The following is a 25206-nucleotide window of genomic DNA, read 5'->3' as shown; positions in this document are numbered from 1 at the left end:
ACCTGACCGGCTGCCCCGTCAGGGGTCGGTCGGGAGTTCCTGTTCGGTCCAGATGGTCTTGCCGGCGGCGGTGTAGCGGCTGCCCCAGCGGTCGGTGAGCTGGGCGACGAGGTAGAGGCCGCGGCCGCCCTCGTCGGTGAGACGGGCGCGGCGCATCCGGGGCTGGGTGCTGCTGCCGTCGGAGACCTCGCAGGTCAGGGTGTCGGCGCGGATCAGGCGGACGCCGACCGGCCCGCCGGCGTAGCGGATGGCGTTGGTGACCAGTTCGCTGAGGACGAGTTCGGTGGTGAAGGCGAGGTCGTCCAGGCCCCAGTCGGCGAGCCGGGCGGTGGCGTCGGCGCGGACCTTGGCGACCGCGGCGGGGTCGGGGTCGACCGTCCAGGCGGCGGTGGATCCGGCGGGGACGGCGCGGGTGCGGGCGAGCAGCAGGGTGACGTCGTCGCGCAGCCGGGTGGGCGGCAGTCCGGCGACGAGTTGCAGCGCGGCCTCGCGCAGCGGGCGGTCCTGCCGGGCGACGGCGGCCAGCCGCCGCTGGATCTCGGCCATGCCCTCGTCGATGTCGCCCTCGCCGCGTTCGATCAGGCCGTCGGTGTAGAGGGCGAGGACGCTGCCCTCGTCGAGGACGGCCTCGGTGGCTTCGAAGGGCAGTCCCCCGACGCCGAGCGGCGGGCCGGGGGTGACGGGCAGGAAGTGGACGGTGCCGTCGGGGCCGGCGACGGCAGGCGGCGGGTGGCCGGCGCTGGCGATGGTGCAGGCCCGGGTGACCGGGTCGTAGACGGCGTACAGGCAGGTCGCGCCGACGGAGCCGGGGTCGGGACGGTACCGTCGCCCGGCGGGGGCGGTGTCCACCGGTTCGGCGGTGTCGCCCTCCTCGGCCTCGCCGGTGAAGTCGCCCTCGAAGAGCAGCTGGGAGACCAGGTCGTCGAGGTGGACGAGTAGTTCGTCGGGTTCGAGGTCGAGGTCGGCGAGGGTGCGGACGGCGGTGCGCAGCCGGCCCATGGTGGCGGTGGCCTGCAATCCGTGCCCGGCGACGTCGCCGACGACCAGCGCGACCCGGGCGGAGGAGAGCGGGATGACGTCGAACCAGTCGCCGCCGACGCCGCCGGCGCTGTCGGTGGGCAGGTAGACGCTGGCGGTGGAGACGGCGGCGACGGTGCGGACGGCGGGCGGCAGCAGGCTGCGCTGGAGCCCGACCGCGGCTCGGTGCTCGCGGGTGTAGCGGCGGGCGTTGTCGACGGCCAGGGCGGCGCGGGCGGCGATCTCGGCGAGCAGTAGCCGGTCGCCGTCCTCGTAGCGGTCCTTCCAGCGGTCACGGCGGACGGCGACCTGGCCGAGCAGGATGCCGCGGGCGGCGAGCGGGGCGGTGATCTCCCAGTCGTGGGCGGGTTCGGCGGCGCTCGCGCGGTCCGCGGTGCCGTCGGCCTTCACGTGCACGGTGTCGCCGGTGGCGGGCGCGGACTCGGACGGCCCGGCGACGGCGGTGCGGCGCAGCACCAGGCGTCCGGTGGGGTCGGGGACGGGTTCGTCGCCGGTGAAGACGGCGGCGGCGATGTCGACCACGGCGACGTCGGCGAAGTCGGGGACGATCGCCTTGGCGAGGCCCTCGGCGGTGCCGGTGACGGAGAGCGAGCCGCCGGCCGCGGCGGTCACCCGGTGCAGCAGGGCGAGGCGCTGCCGGGAGCGGTGCTGTTCGGTGATGTCGGTGAAGAGCACGGTGAGGCCGATGACGACGCCGTCGGAGTCCTGCAGCCGGAAGGCGGAGATGGCCATCATCCGGCCGCTGCGGGGGTCGACGACGGTGCGGGCGAGGCCTTCGGCGAGAACCAGCGGGCGGCCGGTCTCCAGGACCTCGCGCAGGTGGGCCTCCAGGGCGACGGCGTCCTGGGGCTGGAGGAAGTCGGCGAGCTTGAGGCCGCTGAGGGTCGGCGGCACGCCGGAGTAGGGCAGCAGGTGGGTGTTGGTGCGGACGATCTGCAGGTCGGTGTCGAAGACGGCGAGGCCGAAGCGGTCCTGGAGGAAGAGTTCGCGGGTGAAGGCCTGGTCCTGGCGCCATCGGGCGACGGTGGAGGACTTGGCGCCGAGGACGACCTGCCGGGTGGCGGTGGGGTCGTGGGGGTTGTCGCCGTGCAGGGTGAGGACGCGGACGTACAGGTTGAGCGGGCGGCCGTCGCCGGTGCGGACGGTGACCCGGCCGTCCCAGCCGCCGGGGCCGGACTCCTCGGGGCCGCGCCAGGCGTCCGGGTCGGCGAGCAGGTCGCGCAGGGCGCGGCCGACCAGGGCGCGGGCGGGCAGGGCGAGGAGATCCTCGGCGGCGCTGGTGCAGCCGACGATCGTGCCGCTGCCGTCGACGAGCGCTCCGGCGACGCCGTCGAGGAACGGGAAGCGGCGGTCTTCCATCTCGTCTCACCCCGTCCGGTGGTCTCCTCCCTCCCTCATACTCCACCGGTCCCCTGGTGTCGGCGCCCCGGGACACGGAGGGTGACCGGAGGTTCTGCCTTCGGGTCCTGTACGCACGGGGGTTGACGCGGCTGGTTCAACGGCCCTAACTTCACGTTCTGAAAAAGGGTCCAGACCAATTCGTCGGGACTTCCGTGCCGCCCACCTCGCCCGGGACGAACTGGTGACATGACGCCAGGCGGGTGCTGTGGAAGGACTTTGACGGATCGCAAGGAGATCCGCGTGCACCACCGCAGCCTGCGGCCCGGCGGCCGGTCGATCCTGCCGCCCGGGTCGCCGACGGCTGCACCATGTTCACTTCGTGAACGCAAAGGTCCCTGATCCTCACCCCCACCACGCCCGGCGCACCGTGCCCGGGCAGGAGGAGACAGCCTTGATCCGCACCCTTGCCCGTACCGTGGCGACCGCGGTCGCGCTGCCCGCGACGGCCGCCGCCCTGCTGATCGCCGGCGGCTCGCCGGCCGCCGCCGCGGCCGACCCCGGCCCGGGCTTCCCGGCCCACTTCGCCGCTCCCTACCTGGAGACCTGGAACTCGCCCTCGGTGATGACCGACGTGCGCAACGCCACCGGCCTCAAGTACTTCACGCTCGCCTTCGTGATCAGCAACGGGAGCTGCACCGCCACCTTCAACGGCAACACCGACATAGCCGACGCCTCCTGGCAGAGCGCGATCAACGGCCTCCGCTCGGCCGGCGGCGACGTGATCGCCTCGTTCGGCGGCGCCGCCGGCACCGAGCTGGGCCAGGCCTGCACCAGCGTCTCCGCGCTGCAGGCCCAGTACAAGCGGGTCGTCGACACCCTGAACCTGACCCGGATCGACCTCGACATCGAGGGCTCCGCGCTGAACGACACCGCCGCCAACGACCGCCGCAACCAGGCACTGGCAGCCCTCCAGCAGCAGTACGCGGCGGCCGGCAAGCGGCTCGCCGTCAACTACACGCTGCCGGTCAGCCCGTCCGGCCTGGAGTCCAACTCGATCAGCCTGCTGAACAACGCCAAGAGCCGCGGCCTGGACGTCAACATGGTCAACATCATGACCATGGACTACGGCCCGGCCATGGACATGGGGCAGGCCGCGATCAACGCCGCGAACGGCCTGCACACCCAGCTCGGCCAGATCTGGACGGGCAAGACCTCCGACCAGCTGTGGGCGATGGAGGGCAACACCCCGATGATCGGGGTCAACGACACCACCGCCGAGGTCTTCACCACCGGCAACGCCTCGACACTGGAGTCCTTCGCCGCCTCGCACGGCATCCAGCAGCTCGCCTTCTGGGCGATCGGCCGCGACAAGGCCTGCGCCGCCAACGGCACGCTCTCCGACTCGTGCAGCGGCACCCCGCAGTCCGCGTACCAGTTCACCAGGACCTTCGACGCGCTGACCGGCGGCACCACCCCGCCGCCCACCGGCCGGATCACCGGCTACGGCGGCAAGTGCGTGGACGTGGCCGCGGCGAACAGCGCCAACGGCACCGCGGTCCAGCTGTACGACTGCAACGGCACGGCCGCGCAGACCTGGACGGTCGGCACCGACGGCACCGTCCGCGCGCTCGGCAAGTGCATGGACGTCACCGCCGCCGGCACCGCGAACGGCTCCCAGGTGCAGCTCTACGACTGCAACGGCACCGGCGCCCAGCAGTGGCAGGCCCGCGCCGACAAGACCCTGGTGAACCCCGCCTCCGGCCGCTGCCTGGACGCCACCGGGCCCAGCTCCGCCAACGGCACCCGGCTGCAGATCTGGGACTGCTTCGCCGGCGCCAACCAGCAGTGGACCCTGCCGGCCTGATGCCGCGACCCGACCGAACAGGAGCGAACCCCATGCCAGTCCCACCCGTGCACCGGCGGGCGCACGCCCGGCGCCGGGCCCTGCCGCTGGTCACCGCCGTCGGCCTGATCGCCTCGGCGTCCACCGCGGTGATACTCGTCCAGGGCCAGGCCGCACAGGCCGCCGGCCTGCCCAGCGGCGCCACCGCCCTCGTCGCCCGGCACAGCGGCAAGTGCGTGGACGCCGCGGCCGCCGCGACCGCCGACGGCACCGCCGTGCAGCAGTACGTCTGCAACGGCACCGGCGCCCAGCAGTGGCAGTTCCAGGACGCCGGCGGCGGCTACGTCCGGATCAACGCCCGGAACGACACCAGCAAGGTCCTCGACGTCACCGACGTCTCCACCGCGGACGGCGCGAAGATCCAGCTCTGGGCGTACGGCGGCGGCCCCAACCAGCAGTGGCAGCCGGTCGCCGAGGCCGGCGGCGGCTACCACTTCGTCAACCGCAACAGCGGCAAGTGCCTGGACGTGCCGAGCGCCTCCACCGCGGACGCCGTCCAGCTCCAGCAGTGGACCTGCAACGGCACCGCCGCGCAGTCCTTCTTCTTCGGCAGCGGCAGCCAGAACCCGCCCGGCACGCCGGACTTCGGGCCCAACGTGGCGGTCTTCGACCCGTCGATGCCCGCCTCGACGATCCAGGCCAAGCTGAACTCCGTCTTCTCGCAGCAGGAGTCCAACCAGTTCGGCGCCCAGCGCCAGGCCCTGCTGTTCAAGCCCGGCAGCTACGACGTCGACGCCGACGTCGGCTTCTACACCCAGGTCGCCGGACTCGGCCTCTCCCCCGACGACGTGACCGTCAACGGTGCGGTGCACGCCGAGGCCGACTGGTTCCAGGGCAACGCCACCCAGAACTTCTGGCGCTCCGCCGAGAACCTGTCGGTCAACCCGACCGGCGGCACCGACCGCTGGGCCGTCTCGCAGGCCGCGCCGTACCGCCGGATGCACGTCCGCGGCAACCTGCAGCTGGACGACGGCGGCTGGTCGAGCGGCGGCTTCATCGCCGACTCGAAGATCGACGGGCAGGTGCGCTCCGGCTCCCAGCAGCAGTGGCTCTCCCGGAACGCCCAGTGGGGCAGCTGGACGGGCTCCAACTGGAACATGGTCTTCGTCGGCGACGTCAACGCCCCGGCGAACTCCTTCCCCAACCCGCCCTACACCACCGTCGGCCAGACCCCGGTGGTCCGCGAGAAGCCGTTCCTCTACGTGGACGCGGCCGGCGCCTACAAGGTGTTCGTCCCGGCGCTGCGCAGCAACAGCAGCGGCACCACCTGGGCCGGCGGGGCGCAGCAGGGCGGCTCGCTGCCGATCGACCGGTTCTACATCGTCAAGCCGGGGGCGACGGCCGCCGACGTCAACGCCGCGCTCGGCCAGGGCAAGAACCTGCTGTTCACGCCGGGCGTGTACCACCTCGACCGGGCGATCGACGTGACCCGGGCGGACACCGTGGTGCTGGGCCTGGGCCTGGCCACCCTCGTCCCGGACAACGGGGTCACCGCGATGACCGTCGCCGACGTGGACGGGGTGAAGGTGGCCGGCCTGCTGATCGACGCCGGCACCACCGACTCGGCGGTGCTGATGCGGGTCGGCCCGGCCGGATCCGCCGCCGACCACTCGGCGGACCCGACCTCGCTGCACGACGTGTTCTTCCGGGTCGGCGGCGCGGGCGTCGGCCGGGCCACCCAGTCGCTGGTGGTGAACAGCAACAACGTCATCGGCGACCACATGTGGATCTGGCGCGCCGACCACGGCAGCGGCGTCGGCTGGACGAGCAACACCGCCGCCAACGGCCTGACCGTCAACGGTGCGAACGTCACCGTGTACGGCCTGTTCGTCGAGCACTACCAACAGACCCAGGTGGTCTGGAACGGCAACGGCGGCCGGACGTACTTCTTCCAGAACGAGATGCCGTACGACCCGCCGAACCAGTCGGCCTGGACGAACGGTTCGACCCGCGGCTACGCCGCGTACAAGGTCGCCGACTCGGTGACCAGCCACGAGGCGTGGGGGCTGGGCAGCTACTGCTACTTCAGCGCCGACCCCTCCGTGGTGGCCGAGCGCGCCTTCGAGGCGCCGAACCGCTCCGGGGTGCGCTTCCACGACATGGTGACCGTGTCGCTGGGCGGCACCGGCACCATCAACCACGTGATCGACTCGACCGGGGGTCCGTCCAACTCCTCGTCCAACGTGGCGAACCTGGTCGCCTTCCCGTAGGCATCGACCGCACGAACGCTCCCCGGCCGGGTCCGCACCCGGCCGGGGAGCCCTGTGTTCATCCGTGCCGTGCCCGTACGGCTCAGAAGGTGGCGTTCCAGCTGTGCGCCACGTCGACCACCAGCCGGTTGTCCAACTGGAAGACCCGGAAGGGCAGCCGGGCCCGCACGCCGAGGCCGACCTGGCTCTGGCCCTCGAAGCTGCCGCCGAACTTGGCGTCCTTGAAGGTGCGGTAGCCGGTGAGGTTGACGCCGGGCAGCGACTGGCCGGCCTTCGCCGGGTACACCGGCGCACCGGTCGACGGGTCGTAGGACGGCGCCACGACCACGATCTCCAGGATCGCGCCGCCGTTCACCGGGATCGTCCGGCCCGAGCCGTCCTGGATCAGCGACGGCACGTACTGGACGCGGTAGCCGACGTGGCCGGCCGGCGTCGTGCCGGGGATGTCGAGCACCATGCGGTCCCAGCACGGATGCTGGCCGGTGCGGATGTCGGTCAGCGGGTGCTGCCCGGTGGCGGGGTTCGCGGCCTTCGGCAGGCTGCCCCAGCCGGTCGGGCAGGTCGTCACCGTCGCCGTGGGTGTCGTCGCGGATGCCGCGGCCGGTACCACCACGGCACCGGCGCCGGCGAGAACGAGTGCCATCGGGATCGTGATCCACCGTCGCATGATGCGCCTCCTCGGGCCGCGCCTGGATCCCTCACCCGAAGAGACGTGGACCGCGGCCGGGCAGTTGCAGCACCCGGCCCCGAGTTCCGGGGGCGGGCGGCGCGACCGGCAGAATGGGACGCATGTCGAAGCGCCGCCGCCACCCCCGATTCTCCCCCGCCGCCCCCTGCCCGTGCGGCCTGGGCGGGCCCTACGGCGGCTGCTGCGGGCGGCTGCACCGCGGCGAGGCGGCGGCGGGCACCGCGGAGCAGCTGATGCGCTCGCGCTACAGCGCCTTCGCCGTCCAGGACGGGCCCTACCTGCTGCGCAGCTGGCACCCGGACACCAGGCCGCCCCGGATCGGCTTCGACCCGGGGCTGCGGTGGACGGGGCTGGAGGTGCTGGCGACGACCGAGGGCGGGCCGTTCCACACCACCGGGACGGTGCGGTTCCGGGCGCACTTCACGGACGGCGACGAGCCGGGGGCCATGGAGGAGCACAGCACCTTCGTCCGGCTGGACGGCGCCTGGGTGTACGTGGCGGCGCTGCCGGAGGACTGAGCGGCGCTGCCGGAGGACCGAGCGGCGCCGCCCCGTCCCGGACGGGCGGGATCAGTCGTGGAAGGCGGCGACCAGGTCGTCCAGCGGGTCGTCGTCCACGATCAGGACGGTGCGGTCCAGGCCGCTGGTGAAGGCCGAGGCGGCCGCCACGTGCGCCCGGGCGATCTCCAGCGTCTCGGCGGCCCGCTCCAGCTCCTCGGAGACCCGGGCCTGCCGGGCTGCCGGGGTGTCCCCGTCGCCGTCCGGCAGCGCCACCTTGATCTGCCCCGCCGGGATCGCGGCGAGCCCGGCGGCGGCCTGCGCCAGCGCCTGCGGCAGGTGGAACAGGATCGCGTGCAGCGCCGTCACCACGTCGTGCACGCTGGCGGGGTCGGGGAAGGCGCCGACCCCCGGGGCCGTCCGGTGGTTGAGGACACGGACCTCCTCGCCCACGGCGTTGGCGATCTCGTACGGGGTCCGGGCCGGGCCCGGTGCGCGGTCAGGGCTCATAGCGGACATGCTCACCTCCGTGCGGTACGGGCACGTACGGCGGGGCCGTTGCACGCCCCGACGACCACCCGTTGTGCGTAGCGGCCGGGCGGCTCAGTCCGCACGGCGGCCGCTCGGACCGGGCCGGAACACCGGCAGCCGGCCCGAGGCCTGCGGGAAGACGGGGGGCCGACCGTCGCCGACGATCATCTGGTGGGCGGCGGCCCAGCTGTCGGCGATCGCCACGGGCTGCCAGGCGCGGCCGTCCCACTCGACGACCAGACGGGGTGCGTCCCGGTGGTGCGGGTGGCCGGCGCCGTCCGACGGTTCGCCGATCAGGAACGCGTCCCGGGTGCCGACCGGATGCCGCAGGTCGGCGGGGCGGGCGCAGCTGTCGGACAGGGGCTCTCTCTCGTCGGGCACGAACACCGGGGCGTCCTTTCGGCGGTTGGGCCGCCGGTGCGGCGGTCCTCCCGTCAGGCTAACCCGCCGTGCCTGACCGGGCACGTTGTGCAACGGCGGGCGACGGGAGGGCCGTCCGCGGCGCCGGCGTTTCGGTGCGGGGCGGGCGGGCGTCTAGGCTCGTGGCATGGCGGAGGACGAGGGCCCGGTACGGGTGGACAGCTGGATCTGGTCGGTCCGGCTGCTGAAGACGCGCTCGATGGCCTCGGCGGCCTGCCGGGCCGGGCACGTGCGGGTGAACGAGGAGCGGGCCAAGCCCGCGCAGACCGTGAAGCCGGGGGACGAGGTCCGGCTGCGGTACGACGGCCGCGAGCGGGTCGTCGTGGTCTCCAGGCTGATCCGCAAGCGGGTCGGCGCCGAGATCGCGGCGCAGTGCTACGTCGACCACTCCCCTCCCCCGCCGCCGCGCGAGTTCGCCGCCCCGACGGCGCTGCGGGACCGCGGCACCGGCCGCCCGACCAAGCGCGACCGCCGGGAGATCGAGCGCCTGCGCGGCTCCTGACGCCCAGCCGTTGACGTGCACCCGGCACCTGCCTCAGGCTTCGGATCACATCGCCGAATGTGAGCGGGCGTCAGGAGCGTGGCCGGCGCCGGGAGGGAGGGGCGCGCCGTGAGGCTGACGCTGTTCGGATACTGGTGCTCCCCCGAGAGCCCGGACCTGCCCGACCCCGCGGCCCTGGTGGACCCGGAGTGGGAGATGTGGGAACGCTCCGAGGTCGCCGACTACCTGGAACACGGCCACGTCGCCCGCCAGTTCCTCGGCGTCTCGAGATGCCGCATCTGCGGCGAGGTCAACGGCTCGGCCGAGTTCACCGACGGCGAGTACCTCTGGCCCTCCGGCCTCGCCCACTACGTGCGGGAGCACGCCGTCCGGCTGCCGGAGCGGATCACCGCCCACATCCTGCGCCGCACCGCGGAGTGGGAGGAGGTCGAGGTCGACACCTCCTGGTGGCACGAACGGGCCTACGCCCAGGCCCCGCACGGGGAACCGCTGACCGCGGCCGGGCCCCGGAGTTGATGCCGAAGCGCTCGGAGGGTCGGCTCGGGGCGGGTGCGGGTGGGGGACCTCCCGCCCCCGCACTCCGGGCCCCGTGAAGGCCGGCCCCGAGGGTGCGGGCCGCTGGGCGGCGTGAGCGTTCAGGGCTGCTCACGCCGTGTCCCAGCGGGTCCGCGGCCGTGCCGGTGCGTGGGCACGGCCGATCGTGGGTCCGGCCTCGGCCGGAGCGGGGCCGCGGGTTCAGTCGCGGGCCGCGGGCGCCGGGGCGAGGCCGGTGCAGGTGCGCAGCCGGTCGCGGCGGTGCTGGGCGGCGGTCGCGGCGGCACCGGACTGCGGCACCGGGACGCCGCGCCTGTCGATGTGCGCGGGGGTGAACCGCTCGCCGACGGTGCGGCCGTCCCCGCTCAGGGTCAGCGTGGTGACACCGGTCTCGTCGGAGTCGGTGTAGTTCGAGGTGCCGTACCAGAGGAAGTTGCCGAAGCCGTACGCCACGTAGGTGTCGCCGAGCATGCCGGAGCCCAGCATGGTGTGCGCGTGGGTGCCGACCACCGCGGTGGCGCCCGCCGCGGAGAGCTTGCGGGCGAGGTCGGTCTGGGCGCCGGTCGGGCAGGTGTGGCCCTCCTCGCCCCAGTGCAGGTAGACCAGCACGACCGGGGCCTGGCGCCTGGCCTCGGTGACGGCCCGCAGGAGCGCGGCCGGGTCGAGGGCGGAGGCGATCCCGGGCTTGGACGAACCGGCCCGCCACTTCTGGTTGGTGAGGTCCTGGACCTGGCTGGCGGCGAGCACCGCGACCTTCACGCCCTTGACCGTCGTCACGTACGGGGCGTACGCCTCCTCGGCGTCGCGGCCGAAGCCGACGACCGGGATCGGCGAGGAGGCCTTGGCGGCGAGCGTGTCGGCGAGGCCGGCGGCGCCGAAGTCCACGGCGTGGTTGTTGGCCAGCGAGACCACGTCCACGCCCGCGTCGCGCAGCGTCTGCAGCGCCTTGGGGCTGGTGCGGAAGGTGTAGGTCTTCGGCTCGGGCGCGCCGCGGCCGGTGATCGCCGTCTCCAGGTTGAGCACCGCGAGGTCGGCGGCGGCTAGCGTGCGGGAGATCGGGCCGAGTGCGGTGTCGGGGCCACCGGCGAGGCGGGACGCCGTCCGGCCCTCGAAGTGGACGTCGCCGGCGAAGGCGACGGTGATGGTGCCGCCCGCGGCGGCCGCCGGGGTGCCGCCGGCCGCGGCGGAGCCGGAGGGGGCGGCCGGGTCGGCGGAGCCCGAACCTGCGGGCGCGGCGGCGGTGGTGGCGGCAGTGGCACGGTCGGCGGCCGGGCCGGGGTGGCTGCCGCAGGACGTCAGGCAGGCCAGGCCCAGCACGAGCGCAGCAGCAGGCGCGGCACGGCGCACGACAATCCCCCCGGTCATCGAACTGTACGCGCCAACTCTACGACAAGATCCGCACATCCATCCGCGCGATCCCCATGACTCGCACACACAGGTGGAGGACTTGATTCCGCATGAGCCTGACAGCGGATCAGGAGGACCGGCGGACGACCAGCTCCGGCTCGAAGATCACCGAGGTGGCGCCGCGGCCGGGGCGGGCCAGCACGTCCAGCAGGATGCGGGCCATCTCGGCCGCCATCTCCTCCACCGGCTGCCGGACGGTGGTGAGCGGCGGCCGGCCGGCGGTGGCCGCGCTGCTGTCGTCGAAGCCGACCACCGCGACGTCCTCCGGCACCCGCAGGCCGTGGCCGCGCAGCACCGCGACGGCCCCCTGCGCCATCAGGTCGTTGGCGGCGAACACCCCGTCGAGGTCCGGGTGTTCGACGAGCAGCCGGGCCATCGCCCGCTCACCGCCGGCCTGGGTGAAGTCCGCCTCGGCGTGCGGCAGGTACGGCATGCCGTGGCGGGCCATCGCCTCGTGGAAGCCCTCCAGCCGGTCGCGGGCGGCGCGCACCGCGGACGGCCCGGCAATGGTCACCACCCGTCGGCGGCCGCGGGCGTGCAGGTGGTCGGCCGCGAGCCGGGCGCCGTCCCGGTTGGCCAGGTCGACGCAGCTGACCGGCAGGGGGGCGGCCGGGCGGCCGAAGAGCACGGTGGGCACGCCGGCGGCCAGCAGCAGGCCGGGCATCGGGTCGTCGGCGTGCGTGGAGACCACCATGGCGCCGTCGGCGTTGCCCTGCTTGAGGTAGGAGAGCGCCTGCTCGCGGGCCTCCGGGGCGTCCGCGAGCATCAGCACCGGGTGGACGCCGTGCGGGCGCAGACCGGTGAAGACGCCGCTGACCACCCGGCCGAAGAAGGGGTCGGTGAAGACCTGTGTCCGGCCGGCCTCCTCGTCCCGCCCGTCGGTGCCGCTGCCGGAGACGACCAGGGCGAGGGCGCCGGCCCGGCGGGTGACCAGTGAGCGGGCGGCGCCGTTGGGCACGTACCCGGTGGAGGCGACGGCCCGGCGCACGCTCTCCTGGATGGCCGGGTCGACGTTGCGGATGCCGTTGATCACGCGGGAGACGGTCGCGCGGGAGACGCCGGCGACCCGGGCCACGTCCTCCAGGGTCGCGGAGCGCTGGGCGGCCGGGCGGAGGGCTTCGCTCATGAGCCTTTTATAGCATGCGGGAGAGCGCTCTATCCGCTTGTTCCCGGGCCTTCACCAGCGCTGTTGCCCGACCGGGGCCGGGCCCGCCGCACGCCGTGCGCCCCCGTCCTCCCCGGGGAGCGGGGAGAACGGGAGCAACGGTCGGCCGACGGGCGTCAGGGCAGCCGGTACTGCTCGTTCAGCGCAGCACCGCGCCCGGGCTGGGTCTCGTCGTATCCGCGGGCGTTGCACTGGAGGCCACCGATGATGCAGTGGTCCACCAGCGCCGCCAGGGTGGGCGCGTCCCACGCGTTGAAGAAGTCGTAGTGGAAGGAGTACCCCCGGCCGCTCGCCAGCCGCAGCTGCGAGAGGTCGCCGGAGGGCACCGGCCACGCCATCTTGAACTCGATCATCGGGAGCGCCACCGGGTGGGTGGAGGGGCAGACGCCGTTGACCGGGTAGGCCATGTGGCTCTTGTGGTCGGGGGTGTCCAGGTACAGGCCGTTCCAGCAACTGGGGGCCTGGTAACGCAGGTTGACCGCGCCGCCGCCGGGGCAGGAGGTCGGCAGGTCGGTGTTGTGGTAGCTGTCGCCGCACTCCCAGCCGGCCACGTAGCCCGGGTTGGTGGCGAACTCCGTCCGGGTCGCGGACGGGCTGCCCACGACGAACCGCAGACCCGGCGGGAACGGCCGCACCGAGGTGTAGTCGGTCACCCCCGTCTTGTAGTAGATGGTCTGCAGGCCGACCGGGTCGACCTCCGTGGCGCCGTTGTACATGGTCGGCATCCAGTAGGCGGACTTGTCACCGGGGGCGAGGCAGGTGGTGCCGCCCGCCGCCAGCGAGGCCGGGGTGGAGGTCGCCGTGGTGGTGGTGTTGCCCATGAAGGTGTGCATGTGCGAGGCGCCGGCCAGCCCGGGGAAGACGATCGGGTCGTCCGGCAGGTTGTGCGTCGGCGAGCAGTTCGCCTGGAACTCGTGGAAGTAGGTGTGCGGCGGGTTGGCCGTGGACGGCGTCACCCCGGTCACCTGCGGGTTCGCGAGGACGTAGCCGGTCTGCGGGGTGGTGACGGTGCCGTACACCTTGAACTCGTACAGCGAGTAGCCGTACTGGGTGGCCCGCTGGGTGGCGTTGAGCCGGACGTACCGGCCGGTGCCGTTGACGTTCAGCGACTGCACGCCGCCGGCCGAGGTGGTGGTCGAGTAGATCGTCGACCAGGTGGCGGCGTCGGACGAGGTCTGCAGCTGGTAGGCGGTGGCGTACGCCGCCTCCCAGCTGAGTTCGACCTTGCTGACCGTCGCCGGACCGCCGAGGTCGATCTGGATCCACTGCGGGTCGCTCCAGTTCGAGGCCCACCGGCTGGTCGGGTCGCCGTCGACGACGGCTCCGGCCGGGAAGTTCAGGCTCTCGATGGACGAGGCGGTGACCGGCTTGGACTGCGAGATCAGTCCGTCGGCGGCGACGGCCTGGCGGGCGGTGCCGCCGATGCCCGCGAGGGCGAGCACCGCGGCGAACGCGACGGCGAGCGCCGTCCGGCGCGGCCTGCCCCGGGACAGGAAACGGGGTCGCATCGGACCTCCATTCGTGACGATGGGTGGGGGTTGCCCCGGGACGCGTCCGGTGGGGCGTGGCGCGTCCCGGGAGTCCGGGACCGGACACGGGTGTCCGGGTCGCGGAGCCCCGGCCCGGGAGCCCGGGCCGGGGCTCCGGGTCAGGCGTAGACGCCGAACTCGTACAGCGAGTCGCCGTAGGCGGTGCCGCGCTGGGTGATGTTCACCCGCACGTAGCGGCCGCTGCCGTTCACGTCGACGTCGTCGACGCCGCCGGTGCCGCTCGTCGTCGACCAGGCGGTCGTCCAGTTGGCGCCGTCGGTCGAGGTCTGGATCTGGAAGGCCTTGCCGTAGGCGCCCTCCCAGCCCAGCTGGACGTGCTTGAAGGACTTCACCGCGCCCAGGTCGACCTGGATCCACTGCGGGTCGGCCCACTCGCTGGCCCAGCGGGTGTTCCAGTTGCCGTCGGTGGCGTTGGACGCCGGGTACGGCGCGCCGTTGCCCTGGGCCTGGAAGGTGGAGGCGGTGGCGGGCCGGCCGAGCGCGATGTTCGTGCCGCTCGGGGTGGACGCGACCACCCGGAAGGACTTGGTCTCGATGCCGACGTTGCCGTGGCCGTCGTGGGCGTAGACGTAGACCTTGTAGACGCCGAGGCTCTTCGGGGCGACCGCGGTGAAGCGGCCGTCGCCGGTCTGGGTGAAGGCGACCTGGCTGAAGCCGGTGCCGCCGCCCGCGTACTTGGCGCAGTAGTAGAGGTTGTAGCGGATCAGGTCGCCGTCGGGGTCGGTGGTGGCGGCGGTGATGTCGAAGGTGCCGCCGGCCGGGACGGTCGCGGTGTTGCTCAGCGACAGGTCCGAGATGACCGGCGGGGTGTTGCCGCCGGCGTTCCCGCCGTAGTCCTTGGCGACCGAGTAGAAGGCGAGCCGCCGCCAGCCGGCGGGCACGGTGTTGTACCAGACGCCGCCGAAGTCGTTCTCGGTGCCGTAGTGGAAGACCGTCGCACCGAGCGAGACGCCGGTGTGGCCGGTGATGCAGCCCCAGTTGGAGAGGTAGGCGTCGCGCTTCTTGACGTCGGTGGGCTCCAGCGGCACGCCGTTGGCGTCGTCGGGCACCTCCCACTCGCCGTCCTCGCCGGACTCGGTGATGATGTACGGCTTGGTGTAACCGCCGCTGGTCCAGTCGTTCTTGACGTTGCAGACCGCGCCGTAGGAGTTCACCGCGAGCAGGTCGAGGCTGGGCGTGTAGTCCTTGTAGTACTTCCACGCGGCGGTGTACGCGTCGGTGGAGGTCACGGGGTGGTCGGGGTCGATGGCGTGGATCGCCCGGGTGACCCGCTCGACGTACTTGGCGTAGGCGACGCGCTGCTGCTCGACGGTGGTGCCGTTGTAGGCGTGGTCCTGGGTGGTGAGGATGACCTCGTTGCCGACGTCCCAGAGCAGCACGCCGGGGTGGTTCCTGTAGGTGGTCACCCACTGCTTGATCTGGTCGAGCGTGGAGTCCATGTAGGCGGTGTCGTTGACGTAGTCGGCGCCCTGGTTCAGCCAGAAGCCGTTGACCACCTTGAGGCCGTGCGCGGCGGCGGTGTCGAGCAGCGGCTTGCTGCCGGCGTCGGTGCCCCAGGTGCGCAGGGTGTTGACGCCCATCGCCTTGAGCTCGCGGATGTGCGCCTCGGCGGTGGAGTTGGCCGGGCCCCAGGTGATGCCCCTGAGCTGGTACGGCCGGCCGTCCACCTGCAGCTGCCAGTTGCCCTGCGAGCCGGTCACCTTGACGGTGGACGGCGCGGTGGGCACGGCCGGGTCGGTGAGCGGGGCCGGGGCGGTGCCGGTGGCGACCTGGACGGTGACCTTGTCGATGCTCAGGGTGCCGCCGGAGCTGGTGGCGTCGGTCGGGGTGGTGCAGTTGCAGACCGCGTCGGGGAAGCCGCCGCCGATGCCGAGGTTGAACACCAGGTAGAAGCCGTGGTGCACGGCCGCGTCCCAGGTGGCGACGCCGACCTGCGACTCGTTGACCTGCCAGACCTGGCGTCCGTCGAGGTACCAGCGGATCTGCTCGTCCGAGGCGGTGCGGTCGATGATCTGGGAGTAGGTGTGGTAGCCGGTCTGACAGCCGGTGCAGGAGGCCAGGCCGCTGGTCATGCCGTTGTACTCGTTGCAGTTGCCGCCGGGGGCGGTGCCGCAGTGCAGGGTGGTGGAGAGCTGGCTGCGGCCGTTGACGTTCTCCAGGATGTCGCTCTCGCCCGCGCCGGGCCAGACGGTGGAGTTGCCGCGGTTGGCGGCGCCCATCGCCCGGAACGACGGCCAGTAGCCGAGGCCGTTGACCACGTCCGGCTGCTTGACGGTGGCGGAGATCTGCAGCCGGCCGCCGGCCGGGGCGGCGAAGTCGGTGCGCTTGGACTCGACCCGGCCGGACGTCCAGGCCGAACCGTTCTTCAGGGCGGTCAGGTCGAGCGCACCGCTGCCGTTGAGACCCACGTTGGCCGGGGCGCCGGTGGCCGTCTGCACCTCGCCGGTGCCCCAGTTGGCCGGGCCGCCGGGGTACGCGGTGCCGGTGTCGGTGATCCAGTCGTTGCCGTTGGGCGCGGTGCCGGCGCCGCCGTTGAAGTCCTCGTTGAAGACGGTGGTCCAGTTGCCGGGCGGAGTGGTGGGCGGCTCGGTCGGCGGGGTGCTGCCGCCGCCGGTGCGGACCTGGAACTCCCAGAGGGAGTAGCCGTATCCGGTGCCGCGCTGGGTGCCGTACATCCGCACGTAGCGGCCGCTGCCGGAGACGTTCAGCGTCTCCGTGCCGCCCGCGCCGGCGGTGGTGGAGTAGGCGTCCGTCCAGCCGGTGCCGTCCGCGGAGAGCTGGATCCGGTACGCCTTGCCGTACGCGGCCTCCCAGGTGAGGACGACCTGGCAGACGCTCTGCGCCGAGCCGAGGTCGACCTGGATCCACTGCGGGTCGGTGTTGGCGGAGGACCAGCGGGTGCCGGTGTTGCCGTCCACCGCGTTGGCGGCCGCGGTGCCGTAGTTCTCCTCGCTGGAGGCGGTGACCGGGCGGCCCTGGGCGGCGTTCGCGGTGCCGCAGCTGCCGGTGGGGGTGCCGCCGCCGAGGGTGCCGAAGACCTGGAACTCCCAGAGGGAGTAGCCGTATCCGGTGCCGCGCCGGGTGCCGTACATCCGCACGTAGCGGCCGCTGCCGGAGACGTTCAGCGTCTCCGTGCCGCCCGCGCCGGCGGTGGTGGAGTAGGCGTCCGTCCAGCCGGTGCCGTCCGCGGAGAGCTGGATCCGGTACGCCTTGCCGTACGCGGCCTCCCAGGTGAGGACGACCTGGCTGACGGTGGCGACGGCGCCCAGGTCGACCTGGATCCACTGCGGGTCGGTGTTGGCGGAGGACCAGCGGGTGCCGGTGTTGCCGTCCACCGCGTTGGCGGCCGCGGTGCCGTAGTTCTCCTCGCTGGAGGCGGTGACCGGGCGGCCCTGGGAGAGCAGCGAGGCCGCCGCCTGGGCCCGCCCGGCGGGCAGGAACAGCAGTAGTCCGGCGACCAGGGCGCCGGCGACGAGCCCGGCCAGGGCCCGCCAGGGCGGTGCGGAGTGCGGGGTGGGGGCCGCCGCACGGGCGGGTGGAGCGAGCATGGGGAACTCTCCTGACGAGACGGGTGGGGGAGGACGGCATGCATCGGCCGATTCATGGGAGAGCGCTCTCGCAGTCATGGGAATGGTTGCCGCGATGTTTCCGTCATGTCAAGCCCCGTGCAGCAGCCCGGCCTCCGGCAATCGCGCTTTCAAATCGGCAGGTGCGCAAAGCTTTTGGGCGCATCCCCTTGACGGCGGGGCGGTTTCGGGGCCAGGCTCCGTTCGCCGGGAGAGCGCTCTCCCGTCTGATCCGGCAGGCGCCCGCATGCCTGTCCGGTGGAGCGCTCTCCCACCGCCGCACTCCCGCATCACGCCGAATCCCCCGCAAGGAGCCCTGCCATGCCCACTGCCCGCCCCGGCCGGAGATCCGCAACGCTCGCCGTCTCCGCCGCCCTCGCCGTCGCCCTGCTCGCCGGCGGCTGCTCCAGCAGCGGCCCGGCCGCCGAGGACGCCGCCGACGCCAAGATCACGCTGACCGTGAACCTGTTCTCCGAGTTCGGCTACGCGGACCTCTACAAGCAGTACGAGCAGCTGCACCCCAACATCACCGTCAAGGAGAACCGCGCCGACCTCGGCACCCACCACCAGAACCTGCGCGCCCACCTGCTGGCCGGCTCCGGCACCGCCGACATCGAGGCCGTCGAGATCGGCCAGGTCGCCGGGTTCCAGCCGCAGGCCTCGAAGTTCGTCGACTTCCTGCAGTACGGCGTCAGCAAGGACCAGTGGGTGCCCTCGAAGACCGCCCCGGCCTCCAGCGCCGACGGCAAGGCGTTGTTCGGCCTCGGCACCGACCAGGCGCTCTGGAGCCAGCCGGACATCGCCGGATTCACCGACCCGCTGTTCAACGGCGCACCCACCGGCAAGATCTTCTCTCAGTCCGCCAAGGACCTGCAGCCGCAGCCGCTCGGCGCCCACGGCGCGGAGATCGGCACCGCCATCGGCAACGCCCTCACCTCGATCGAACAGGGCAAGGCCGACCCGGCCACCGCCTGGCAGAAGGCCCTCGCCGACGTCGCCAACATCACCGGCTGACCCACCCCCTCACCCCGCGGTGCCGGCGCGGACCCGACCCCGCCGGCGCCGCGGCCCACCCCGCAAGGAGACCCCCGCCATGGCCGCGACCGTGTCCGCCGACACGCCGCTGCGCCCCGTCCGCGCCCCGGCAGCCCGCTGGAGCCGGATCGAGTGTCGCACCTCCCCGTACCTGTACGTCGCCCCGTTCTTCGTGGTGTTCGCGGTGTTCGGGCTGTTCCCGATGCTCTGCACCGGCTACGTCTCGATGACCGGCTGGCGGGCCGACCGGCCCGGCACCGAGAGCAGCTGGGTCGGCCTGGAGAACTACCGCCGGCTGTTGGACGACCCGTTCTTCTGGAACGCGCTGAAGAACACCCTCGGCATCGGCGTGCTCTCCACCGTCCCGCAGCTGCTGCTCGCGCTCGGCCTCGCACACCTGCTGAACCACCGGATCCGCGGCCGCACCTTCTTCCGGCTCGGGGTACTGCTGCCCAACGTCACCTCGGTCGCCGCCGTCACCCTGATCTTCGTCCAGCTCTTCGGCCGGGACTTCGGCCTGGTCAACTGGGTGCTCGGGCTGTTCGGCGTGGACCGGATCGACTGGCAGGCCGGCACGCTCTCCTCCTGGGCGGCCATCTCCGCGATCGTCACCTGGCGCTGGACGGGCTACAGCGCGCTGATCCACCTGGCCGCGATGCAGTCCGTGCCCTTCGAGCTCTACGAGGCCGCGGCGATCGACGGGGCGAGCCGCTGGCGGCAGTTCCGGTCGATCACGATCCCGATGCTGCGGCCGACGATCCTGTTCACCGTCATCGTCTCCACCATCGGCGCCCTGCAGCTGTTCGGCGAGCCGATGCTCTTCGGCCAGCAGCAGGACCCGACCACCGGCGGCTCCCAGCACCAGTTCCAGACCCTCGCGCTGTACTCGTACAACCGGTTCTGGGGCCGCTTCAAGTACGGCTACGGAGCGGCGGTCTCCTGGGCGATGTTCCTGCTCATCGTCGTCGTGGTGGCCGTCAACCTGCTCGCCGCCCGCCGGATGAAGGGGGCCGACGCCTCGTGAGCCGCAACCGCCGACTCTCCGCCGGCAGGGGCGTGTACGCCACCCTCGCGGTCGGCGTGGTGCTGTCCGTCTTCCCGCTGTACTGGACGGTCGCCGCCGCCTCCCGGAACAACACCGACGTGCACCGGGTGCCGCCCGTGCTGCTGCCCGGCGGAAACCTGCCGCACAACATCGGCGAGGCCTTCCGGCAGACCGACATGGGCCTCGCGCTGCTGAACTCGCTGGTCGTCTCCTCGACCGTCACCGCCTGCGTGGTGCTGACGAGTTCACTGGCCGGCTTCGCCTTCGCCAAGCTGCCCTTCCGCGGCCGGAACCCGCTGCTCGCCTCGGTGGTGGCCACCATGATGGTGCCGACCCAGCTCGGCATCATCCCGCTCTACATCATGATGGCGAACTGGTTCCACTGGGCCGACCACCTGCAGGCGCTGATCGTGCCGGCCGTCGCCAACGCCTTCGGCGTGTTCTTCCTGCGCCAGTACTTCGTCACCGCCGTGCCCGACGAACTCCTCGACGCCGCCCGGATGGACGGCTGCACCACCCGCGGCCTGTACGGGCACGTCGCACTGCCCGCCGCCCGGCCCGCGACGGCGGTCCTCGGCATGCTCACCTTCATGGCCACCTGGAACGACTTCTACTGGCCCAAGGTCGTCATGACCCAGCAGAACCCCACCGTCCAGCTCACCCTCTCCGAGCTGGCCAGCGGCTACATCAAGGACTACTCCCTCGTGCTCACCGGCGCCCTGGTCGCCAGCCTGCCGGTGATCGCCGCCTTCCTCCTGATGGGACGCCAGATCATCGACGGCATCATGCTGGGAGCGGTGAAGAGTTGACCGCCATCGACGCCTCCGGCCGCTTCCCCGACTCCCCCGACTCCCCCGACACCCTCGGACTCGAGGTCCTCGACACCGCACGCAAGGCCCGCCTGGTCTCCGGTGGCGGCACCTTCCGCACCAGCGCCGAACCGGCCCTCGGGCTGCGGCCGATCGTCACCTCGGACGGCCCGATCGGCGTCCGCGGCGAACGCTGGGACGAGACCGACACCGCCCTCGCGCTGCCCTCCCCCACGGCGATGGCCGCCAGTTGGGACGAGGAACTGGTCGAACGGCTCGGCGCGCTGCTCGCCGCCGAGGCCCGCCGCAAGGGCGTCGACGTGCTGCTCGCACCGACCCTCAACCTGCACCGCTCCCCGTACGCCGGCCGGAACTTCGAGTGCTTCGCCGAGGACCCGCTGCTCACCGGGCGGATCGGGGCCGCGTACGTCCGCGGGGTGCAGGGCGGCGGGGTCGCCGCGACCGCCAAGCACTACGTCGGCAACGAGTCCGAGACCGAGCGGATCACCCTGGACGCCGCGATCGACGAGCGCACCCTGCGCGAGGTCTACCTCGCCCCCTTCGAGGCCGCCGTCAGGGCCGGGGTGTGGGCGGTGATGTCCGCCTACAACGGCGTCAACGGCAGTTCCATGAGCGAGAGTCCGCTGCTGGCCGAGCCGCTCAAGGGCGAGTGGGGCTTCGACGGCCTGGTGGTCTCCGACTGGGGCGCCGTCCGCAGCACCGGGACCGCCGGGGCGGCCGCCGTCGACCTCGCCATGCCCGGCCCCAACGAGCACTGGGGCGAGCGGCTCGCCGAGGCCGTCCGCACCGGCCGGGTGCCGGCCGCGGCCCTGGACGACAAGGTGTGCCGGCTGCTCCGGCTGGCCCGGCGGGTCGGCGCCCTGGAGGGCACCCCCGCGCGGCCCCCGGTTGCGGCCCGCCCGGAGCGGGACCGCGCGCTGCTGCGCCGGGCCGCGGCCGCCGGGGCCGTGCTGCTGACCAACCGCGGCGGGCTGCTGCCGCTGGACCCGGCCCGGGTGCGCCGGATCGCCGTCCTCGGGCCCGGTGCGGCCGCCGCGCGGATCCAGGGCGGCGGCAGCGCCTCGGTCTACCCGGCCTCGGTGGTGTCGCCACTGGACGGCATCCGGGCCGCGCTCCCGCCCGGTGTCGAGGTCGTCCACGCGCCCGGCGTCCGGAGCTCGGTGCGCCCGAGCCCGGTCGCCGCCGGCGACTGCCGCAACCCGGTGACCGGCCGGCCCGGCGTCCACGTCCGCTTCCTGGACGCCGTCGGGCAGGTGCTGCACACCGAGGACCGGCCGAGCGGGCGCTCCTTCGAGGTCGACGGGTCGGTCGACCTCACCGCCCTGCACAGCGTCGACCTGCGGACGGTGCTGCGGGTCGGCACCGCCGGACGCTGGCGGCTCGGGGTGGTCGGGCTCGGCGCCGTCCGGCTGCGGGTGGACGGCCGGACGGTGCTCGACTGCTACACGGCCCCGGAGTCCGACGACCCGACCTACCTGCACGTCACGCCGTCGTTCCGGCAGGCCGAGGTCGAGCTCGCGGCCGGGCAGGAGACCGAGGTCACGGCCCGGCGGATCGTGGAGCCCGGCCACGGCCGGGTCGTCGCGCTGACCGCGGACGCCCCGGCCGGCACCCCCGAGGAGGAGCTCGCCGCGGCCGTCGAACTGGCCCGTGGGGCCGACGCCGTGATCGTCGTGGTCGGCACCTCCGAGCAGCACGAGAGCGAGGGATTCGACCGCAGCACCCTCGACCTGCCGGACGGGCAGAACGCCCTGGTCTCCGCGGTGGCGGCGGTCAACCCGGCCACGGTCGCGGTGGTCACCTCCGGCGGGCCGGTGCTGATGCCCTGGCGCGGCGAGGCCGCGGCGGTGCTGCTCGGCTGGTTCCCCGGCCAGGAGGGCGGCGACGGACTGGCCGACGTCCTCTTCGGCCGCACCGAACCGGGCGGCCGGCTGCCCGCCACCTGGCCGGCCACCGGCGCCGGACCCGCCGTCCCCGGCACCCGCCCCCGGGACGGCGTGCTCGCCTACCGCGAGGGCCTGCACCTCGGCCACCGCGGCTGGCTGCGGGCCGGCGCCGAGCCCGCGTACTGGTTCGGCCACGGCCTGGGCTACGGGCAGTGGGAGTACCTCGCGGTGGAGGTGCCGCAGCACCTCGCACCGGGCGCCGGGTTCACCGTCCGGGCGGTGCTGCGCAACACCGGCCGGCGGGCCTCGCGCGAAGTGGTGCAGGTGTACCTGGCCAGGCCCGGCAGTGCCGTGGAACGGCCGGTGCGCTGGCTGGCCGGGTTCGCGGCCGTCCGGGCCGAGCCCGGGCAGCGGGTGGAGGCCCGGATCGAGGTCGCACCGCGGGCGCTCGCCCACTGGTCGGCCGAGGAGCGCCGTTGGCTGGCCGAGAAGGGCGTGTTCACGCTGCTGGTCGGGCCGTCCTGCGGCGAGGTGCCGCTGTCCGCGGCCGTGGAGGTCGTCGCCGCCGACGATCGAGTGCTCCGGCGGTGACCGGTGGGCGGACGGGGGTCCCGGCCGCCGGTCACCGCCGGTTAGGCTGACCGGCGATCGGAGAGCGTTTGCCGTGGTGTCCGCCCCCGGGCGCCGCCCAGCCCTGCCGCGCCTCCCGAGCCGTACACCGACCCAGGGAGCAGCAGCATGGAGCCCGCCGCCGACCGTCCGATCCGCTGGGGCGTCCTCGCGACCGGCGGCATCGCCGCCTCCTTCACCGAGGACCTGCTGCACGTGGAGGGCGCCGAACTGCTGGCGGTGGCCTCCCGTTCCGAGCAGGGCGCCCGCGCCTTCGCCGACCGCTTCGGCGTGCCCCGCGCGTACGGGAGCTGGCGGGAGCTGGCGGGAGCTGGCGGCCGACCCGGACGTGGAGGTGGTGTACGTGGCCACCCCGCACGCCCACCACCACGGCGCGACGTCGCTGCTGCTGGACGCCGGCAAGTCGGTGCTCTGCGAGAAGCCGTTCACGCTGAGCGCCCCGCAGACGGAGGAGCTGGTCGCGACCGCGCGCAAGCGCGGGCTCTTCCTGATGGAGGCGATGTGGACCTACCTCGACCCGACGGTGCGCCGGATCACCGAGCTGGTCGCGGACGGCGCGATCGGCGGGATCCGGTCGGTGCACGCGGACTTCGCCTTCCCGGCGGAGTTCGACCCGGCGCACCGGCTCTGGGACCCGGCCCTCGGCGGCGGCGCCCTGCTCGACCTCGGCGTCTACCCGGTGGCCTTCGCCCAACTGCTGCTCGGCACGCCCGAGTCGGTGCACGCCTGGGCGCAGCTCACCCCGCAGGGCGTGGACGCCAACACCGCGATCGTGCTCGGCCACCCGAGCGGGGCCACCGCCCTGCTGGGCTGCTCGCTGACGGCGCGGAGCGGGCAGCGGGCGAGCATCCAGGGGTCGGCCGGCCGGATCGAGATCGAGCGCGACTTCTTCCACCCGGACGGCTTCGTGCTGCACCGGGACGGCCGCGAGCCCGAGGAGTTCCGGGCGGCGCCGCGGCAGGGCCACGGGTACGGGTGGGAGGCGGCGGAGGTCGTCCGCTGCCTGCGGGCCGGGCTGACCGAGTCGCCCTTGGTGCCACTGGACGGTTCGATCGCGGTGATGCGTACGCTGGACGCGGTCCGGGACCGGATCGGGGTGCGTTACCCCGGCGAGTGAGCCCCGGCCAGGAGGGGGCTGCTGTGGAACTGCTGCCGACCGCGGAGTTCGTCCGGACGCTTCCGCACGGCACGGTGTTCGCCGCCGCCCATCTCACCGACGCGGACGGGAATCCGCTGATGCTGCGGTCCGTCTACGACCCCGAGTTGTGGCAGCTGCCCGGCGGGAACCTGGATTTCGGCGAGGATCCGTGGGGCTGTGCGCGGCGGGAGACCTGGGAGGAGACCGGTCTGGTGCTGCCGGAGGAGCCGGGCCGGCTGCTCACGGTGATGTTCGCGCCGCCGGTCGGCGAGCTGCCGTTCAAGATCGGTTTCGTCTTCGACGGCGGGGCGCTGGACGCCGACCGGCTCGCGGCCGTCCGCACCGACCCGGCCGAGCACACCGGCTTCCAGGTGCTGCCGATGGCGGACTGGGCCGCCGAACTCACCCCGCGGCGGATGCGCTTCCTGGAGTCGGTGGACCGGGCGCGGCGCACCGGGCAGGCCGACTACCTCTACCTGGGACCGATGGGCGGCCGGAAGTGAGGCTGCCGATCCAGGCGCACCGGGCGCGGCTCGGGGCGCGGGAACACCGGGTGATCCGGCCGCGCGGGGCGGTGGAGCGGGCGGTGCTGCTCGGCCAGGACCACGTCCTGAACGGCTGGTTCGACCGCGGGGCGGCGCGGACGGTCGGCGGGCTGTGGTTGCTGGCGGCGCGCTCGCCGCGGTCGCTGGTCCATCTGCCGATCCGGGGCAACCGGTTGCCGGGGGCGTTCGCGCCCGCGGCGGACGGGGACGAGCGGCTGGACCTGGTGCTGGTGCACCACTCGCTGCAGTTCGCGCCCTCGCGGTGGAAGGCGCTGAGGGGCAGGCTCGGCGCCGGAATGCCGCGGACGGCGGACCTGCCGGAGGCGGAGGGACCCGCGGCGGAACTGCCGGACGCCGCACTGGAGGAGCGCCACCACCGGGAGTTCCGGGACCGCTTCCACCAGCACGTGGTGGCAGGGACGCTGTTCATGACCGGCAGTGCGCGGGCCTTCCGGGAGACCGCGGACCGCTTCCTGGACGTGGCCCGGCACGGCCCCGCGCACGTCCGCGCCCACCCCGTCTCCCCGCACTACTGCGCCGAGATCCACCACCTGGAGGGGATCCTCGCCGACGGCCGCGGCCTGCACCTCGAGTACTGGGAGGACTGGTCGGCCTGACGTACTGTCGGCGGCCCCGAAAGGGAGTACGCGGACGGGCCGGCGGGTCCGGGTGCGCGGTGGGAGCCGCGCGGCGGACTGGCGGCTGGAGTGGGACGGCGCGGAGCCGGCCGCGACGGCGTTCGGGT

18 protein-coding genes and 3 pseudogenes are annotated in these 25206 nt (G+C 73.5%); 12 read left to right on the top strand and 9 right to left on the bottom strand.

All coding sequences use genetic code 11. The features are described 5' to 3' along the window. Positions 1 to 18: 18 nt before the first annotated feature. Entirely contained in the window at positions 19 to 2397 is a 2379-nt protein-coding gene (locus AB0442_RS23840) for a SpoIIE family protein phosphatase (protein ID WP_366165174.1), read from the bottom strand. Positions 2398 to 2830: 433 nt separating this feature from the next. Between AB0442_RS23840 and AB0442_RS23835 the strand changes: the two genes are divergently transcribed. Both AB0442_RS23835 and AB0442_RS23830 read left to right on the top strand, forming a co-directional pair. Then, on the top strand, positions 2831 to 4243 hold the full coding sequence (locus AB0442_RS23835; protein WP_366165172.1) for a ricin-type beta-trefoil lectin domain protein: 1413 nt from the start codon (positions 2831 to 2833) through the stop codon (positions 4241 to 4243). Between the two features lie 32 nt (positions 4244 to 4275). Then, complete coding sequence (locus AB0442_RS23830; protein WP_366165170.1) at positions 4276 to 6492, top strand: RICIN domain-containing protein; 2217 nt, start codon at positions 4276 to 4278, stop codon at positions 6490 to 6492. An 82-nt stretch (positions 6493 to 6574) separates the two neighbouring features. On the opposite strand, the gene AB0442_RS23825 is transcribed toward AB0442_RS23830, so the two are convergent. Continuing rightward, complete coding sequence (locus AB0442_RS23825) at positions 6575 to 7159, bottom strand: hypothetical protein (protein WP_366165168.1); 585 nt, start codon at positions 7157 to 7159, stop codon at positions 6575 to 6577. Positions 7160 to 7272: 113 nt separating this feature from the next. Here AB0442_RS23825 and AB0442_RS23820 point away from each other — a divergent pair, with 113 nt between their 5' ends. Further along, positions 7273 to 7698, top strand: coding sequence for a YchJ family protein (locus tag AB0442_RS23820; RefSeq protein WP_366165166.1), 426 nt, complete (start codon positions 7273 to 7275; stop codon positions 7696 to 7698). A gap of 51 nt (positions 7699 to 7749) precedes the next feature. Here AB0442_RS23820 and AB0442_RS23815 read toward each other — a convergent pair whose 3' ends face one another. Both AB0442_RS23815 and AB0442_RS23810 read right to left on the bottom strand, forming a co-directional pair. Beyond that, positions 7750 to 8187: a hypothetical protein gene (locus tag AB0442_RS23815; protein WP_366165164.1), complete on the bottom strand. Its 438-nt coding sequence runs from the start codon at positions 8185 to 8187 to the stop codon at positions 7750 to 7752. Positions 8188 to 8280: 93 nt separating this feature from the next. Next, complete coding sequence (locus AB0442_RS23810; RefSeq protein WP_366165162.1) at positions 8281 to 8589, bottom strand: DUF6087 family protein; 309 nt, start codon at positions 8587 to 8589, stop codon at positions 8281 to 8283. A 166-nt stretch (positions 8590 to 8755) separates the two neighbouring features. Here AB0442_RS23810 and AB0442_RS23805 point away from each other — a divergent pair, with 166 nt between their 5' ends. Further along, positions 8756 to 9130 (top strand): RNA-binding S4 domain-containing protein, encoded by a 375-nt coding sequence (locus AB0442_RS23805; RefSeq protein ID WP_366165160.1) that lies wholly within the window; start codon positions 8756 to 8758, stop codon positions 9128 to 9130. A gap of 108 nt (positions 9131 to 9238) precedes the next feature. After that, positions 9239 to 9646: a hypothetical protein gene (locus AB0442_RS23800; RefSeq protein WP_366165158.1), complete on the top strand. Its 408-nt coding sequence runs from the start codon at positions 9239 to 9241 to the stop codon at positions 9644 to 9646. A 219-nt stretch (positions 9647 to 9865) separates the two neighbouring features. On the opposite strand, the gene AB0442_RS23795 is transcribed toward AB0442_RS23800, so the two are convergent. The 5 genes and pseudogenes from AB0442_RS23795 to AB0442_RS23775 all read right to left on the bottom strand — a co-directional run bounded on the left by AB0442_RS23795 (position 9866) and on the right by AB0442_RS23775 (position 17334). Beyond that, a complete protein-coding gene (locus AB0442_RS23795) occupies positions 9866 to 11029 on the bottom strand; it encodes a CapA family protein (protein ID WP_366165157.1) in 1164 nt (387 codons plus the stop codon). A gap of 109 nt (positions 11030 to 11138) precedes the next feature. Continuing rightward, positions 11139 to 12197, bottom strand: coding sequence for a LacI family DNA-binding transcriptional regulator (locus AB0442_RS23790; protein ID WP_366165155.1), 1059 nt, complete (start codon positions 12195 to 12197; stop codon positions 11139 to 11141). A gap of 155 nt (positions 12198 to 12352) precedes the next feature. Further along, positions 12353 to 13225, bottom strand: a pseudogene (locus tag AB0442_RS23785) (DUF1996 domain-containing protein); the annotation flags it as partial. A 48-nt stretch (positions 13226 to 13273) separates the two neighbouring features. Continuing rightward, a pseudogene (locus AB0442_RS23780) lies at positions 13274 to 13744 on the bottom strand (discoidin domain-containing protein); the annotation flags it as partial. Between the two features lie 140 nt (positions 13745 to 13884). After that, positions 13885 to 17334 (bottom strand): discoidin domain-containing protein, encoded by a 3450-nt coding sequence (locus AB0442_RS23775; protein ID WP_366165153.1) that lies wholly within the window; start codon positions 17332 to 17334, stop codon positions 13885 to 13887. Positions 17335 to 17673: 339 nt separating this feature from the next. Here AB0442_RS23775 and AB0442_RS23770 point away from each other — a divergent pair, with 339 nt between their 5' ends. From AB0442_RS23770 to AB0442_RS23740, 7 genes and pseudogenes are all read left to right on the top strand, one after another. Next, entirely contained in the window at positions 17674 to 18366 is a 693-nt protein-coding gene (locus tag AB0442_RS23770; RefSeq protein ID WP_366165151.1) for a hypothetical protein, read from the top strand. 79 nt (positions 18367 to 18445) lie between these two features. Continuing rightward, positions 18446 to 19411, top strand: a complete 966-nt coding sequence (locus tag AB0442_RS23765; protein WP_366165149.1) for a sugar ABC transporter permease — start codon at positions 18446 to 18448, stop codon at positions 19409 to 19411. Beyond that, positions 19408 to 20241 (top strand): carbohydrate ABC transporter permease, encoded by an 834-nt coding sequence (locus AB0442_RS23760; protein ID WP_366165147.1) that lies wholly within the window; start codon positions 19408 to 19410, stop codon positions 20239 to 20241. The genes AB0442_RS23765 and AB0442_RS23760 overlap by 4 nt, the downstream gene beginning before the upstream one ends. Before the next feature lie 5 nt (positions 20242 to 20246). After that, positions 20247 to 22739 carry a glycoside hydrolase family 3 C-terminal domain-containing protein gene (locus AB0442_RS23755; RefSeq protein ID WP_366165205.1) on the top strand — a complete coding sequence of 831 codons (2493 nt, stop codon included), beginning with the start codon at positions 20247 to 20249 and terminating at the stop codon, positions 22737 to 22739. Positions 22740 to 22886: 147 nt separating this feature from the next. Continuing rightward, positions 22887 to 23895, top strand: a pseudogene (locus AB0442_RS23750) (Gfo/Idh/MocA family oxidoreductase). 23 nt (positions 23896 to 23918) lie between these two features. Then, positions 23919 to 24419, top strand: a complete 501-nt coding sequence (locus AB0442_RS23745; RefSeq protein ID WP_344624090.1) for an NUDIX hydrolase — start codon at positions 23919 to 23921, stop codon at positions 24417 to 24419. Continuing rightward, positions 24416 to 25078, top strand: a complete 663-nt coding sequence (locus tag AB0442_RS23740; protein ID WP_366165146.1) for a hypothetical protein — start codon at positions 24416 to 24418, stop codon at positions 25076 to 25078. The genes AB0442_RS23745 and AB0442_RS23740 overlap by 4 nt, the downstream gene beginning before the upstream one ends. The last annotated feature ends 128 nt before the right edge of the window (positions 25079 to 25206 follow it).

Origin of the sequence: Kitasatospora sp. NPDC085895 (genome assembly GCF_040702125.1) — a bacterium.
Lineage (GTDB): Bacteria > Actinomycetota > Actinomycetes > Streptomycetales > Streptomycetaceae > Kitasatospora > Kitasatospora arboriphila.
Note: the sequence above shows the minus strand (reverse complement) of the source record. Positions and strands in the feature narration are given on the sequence as shown.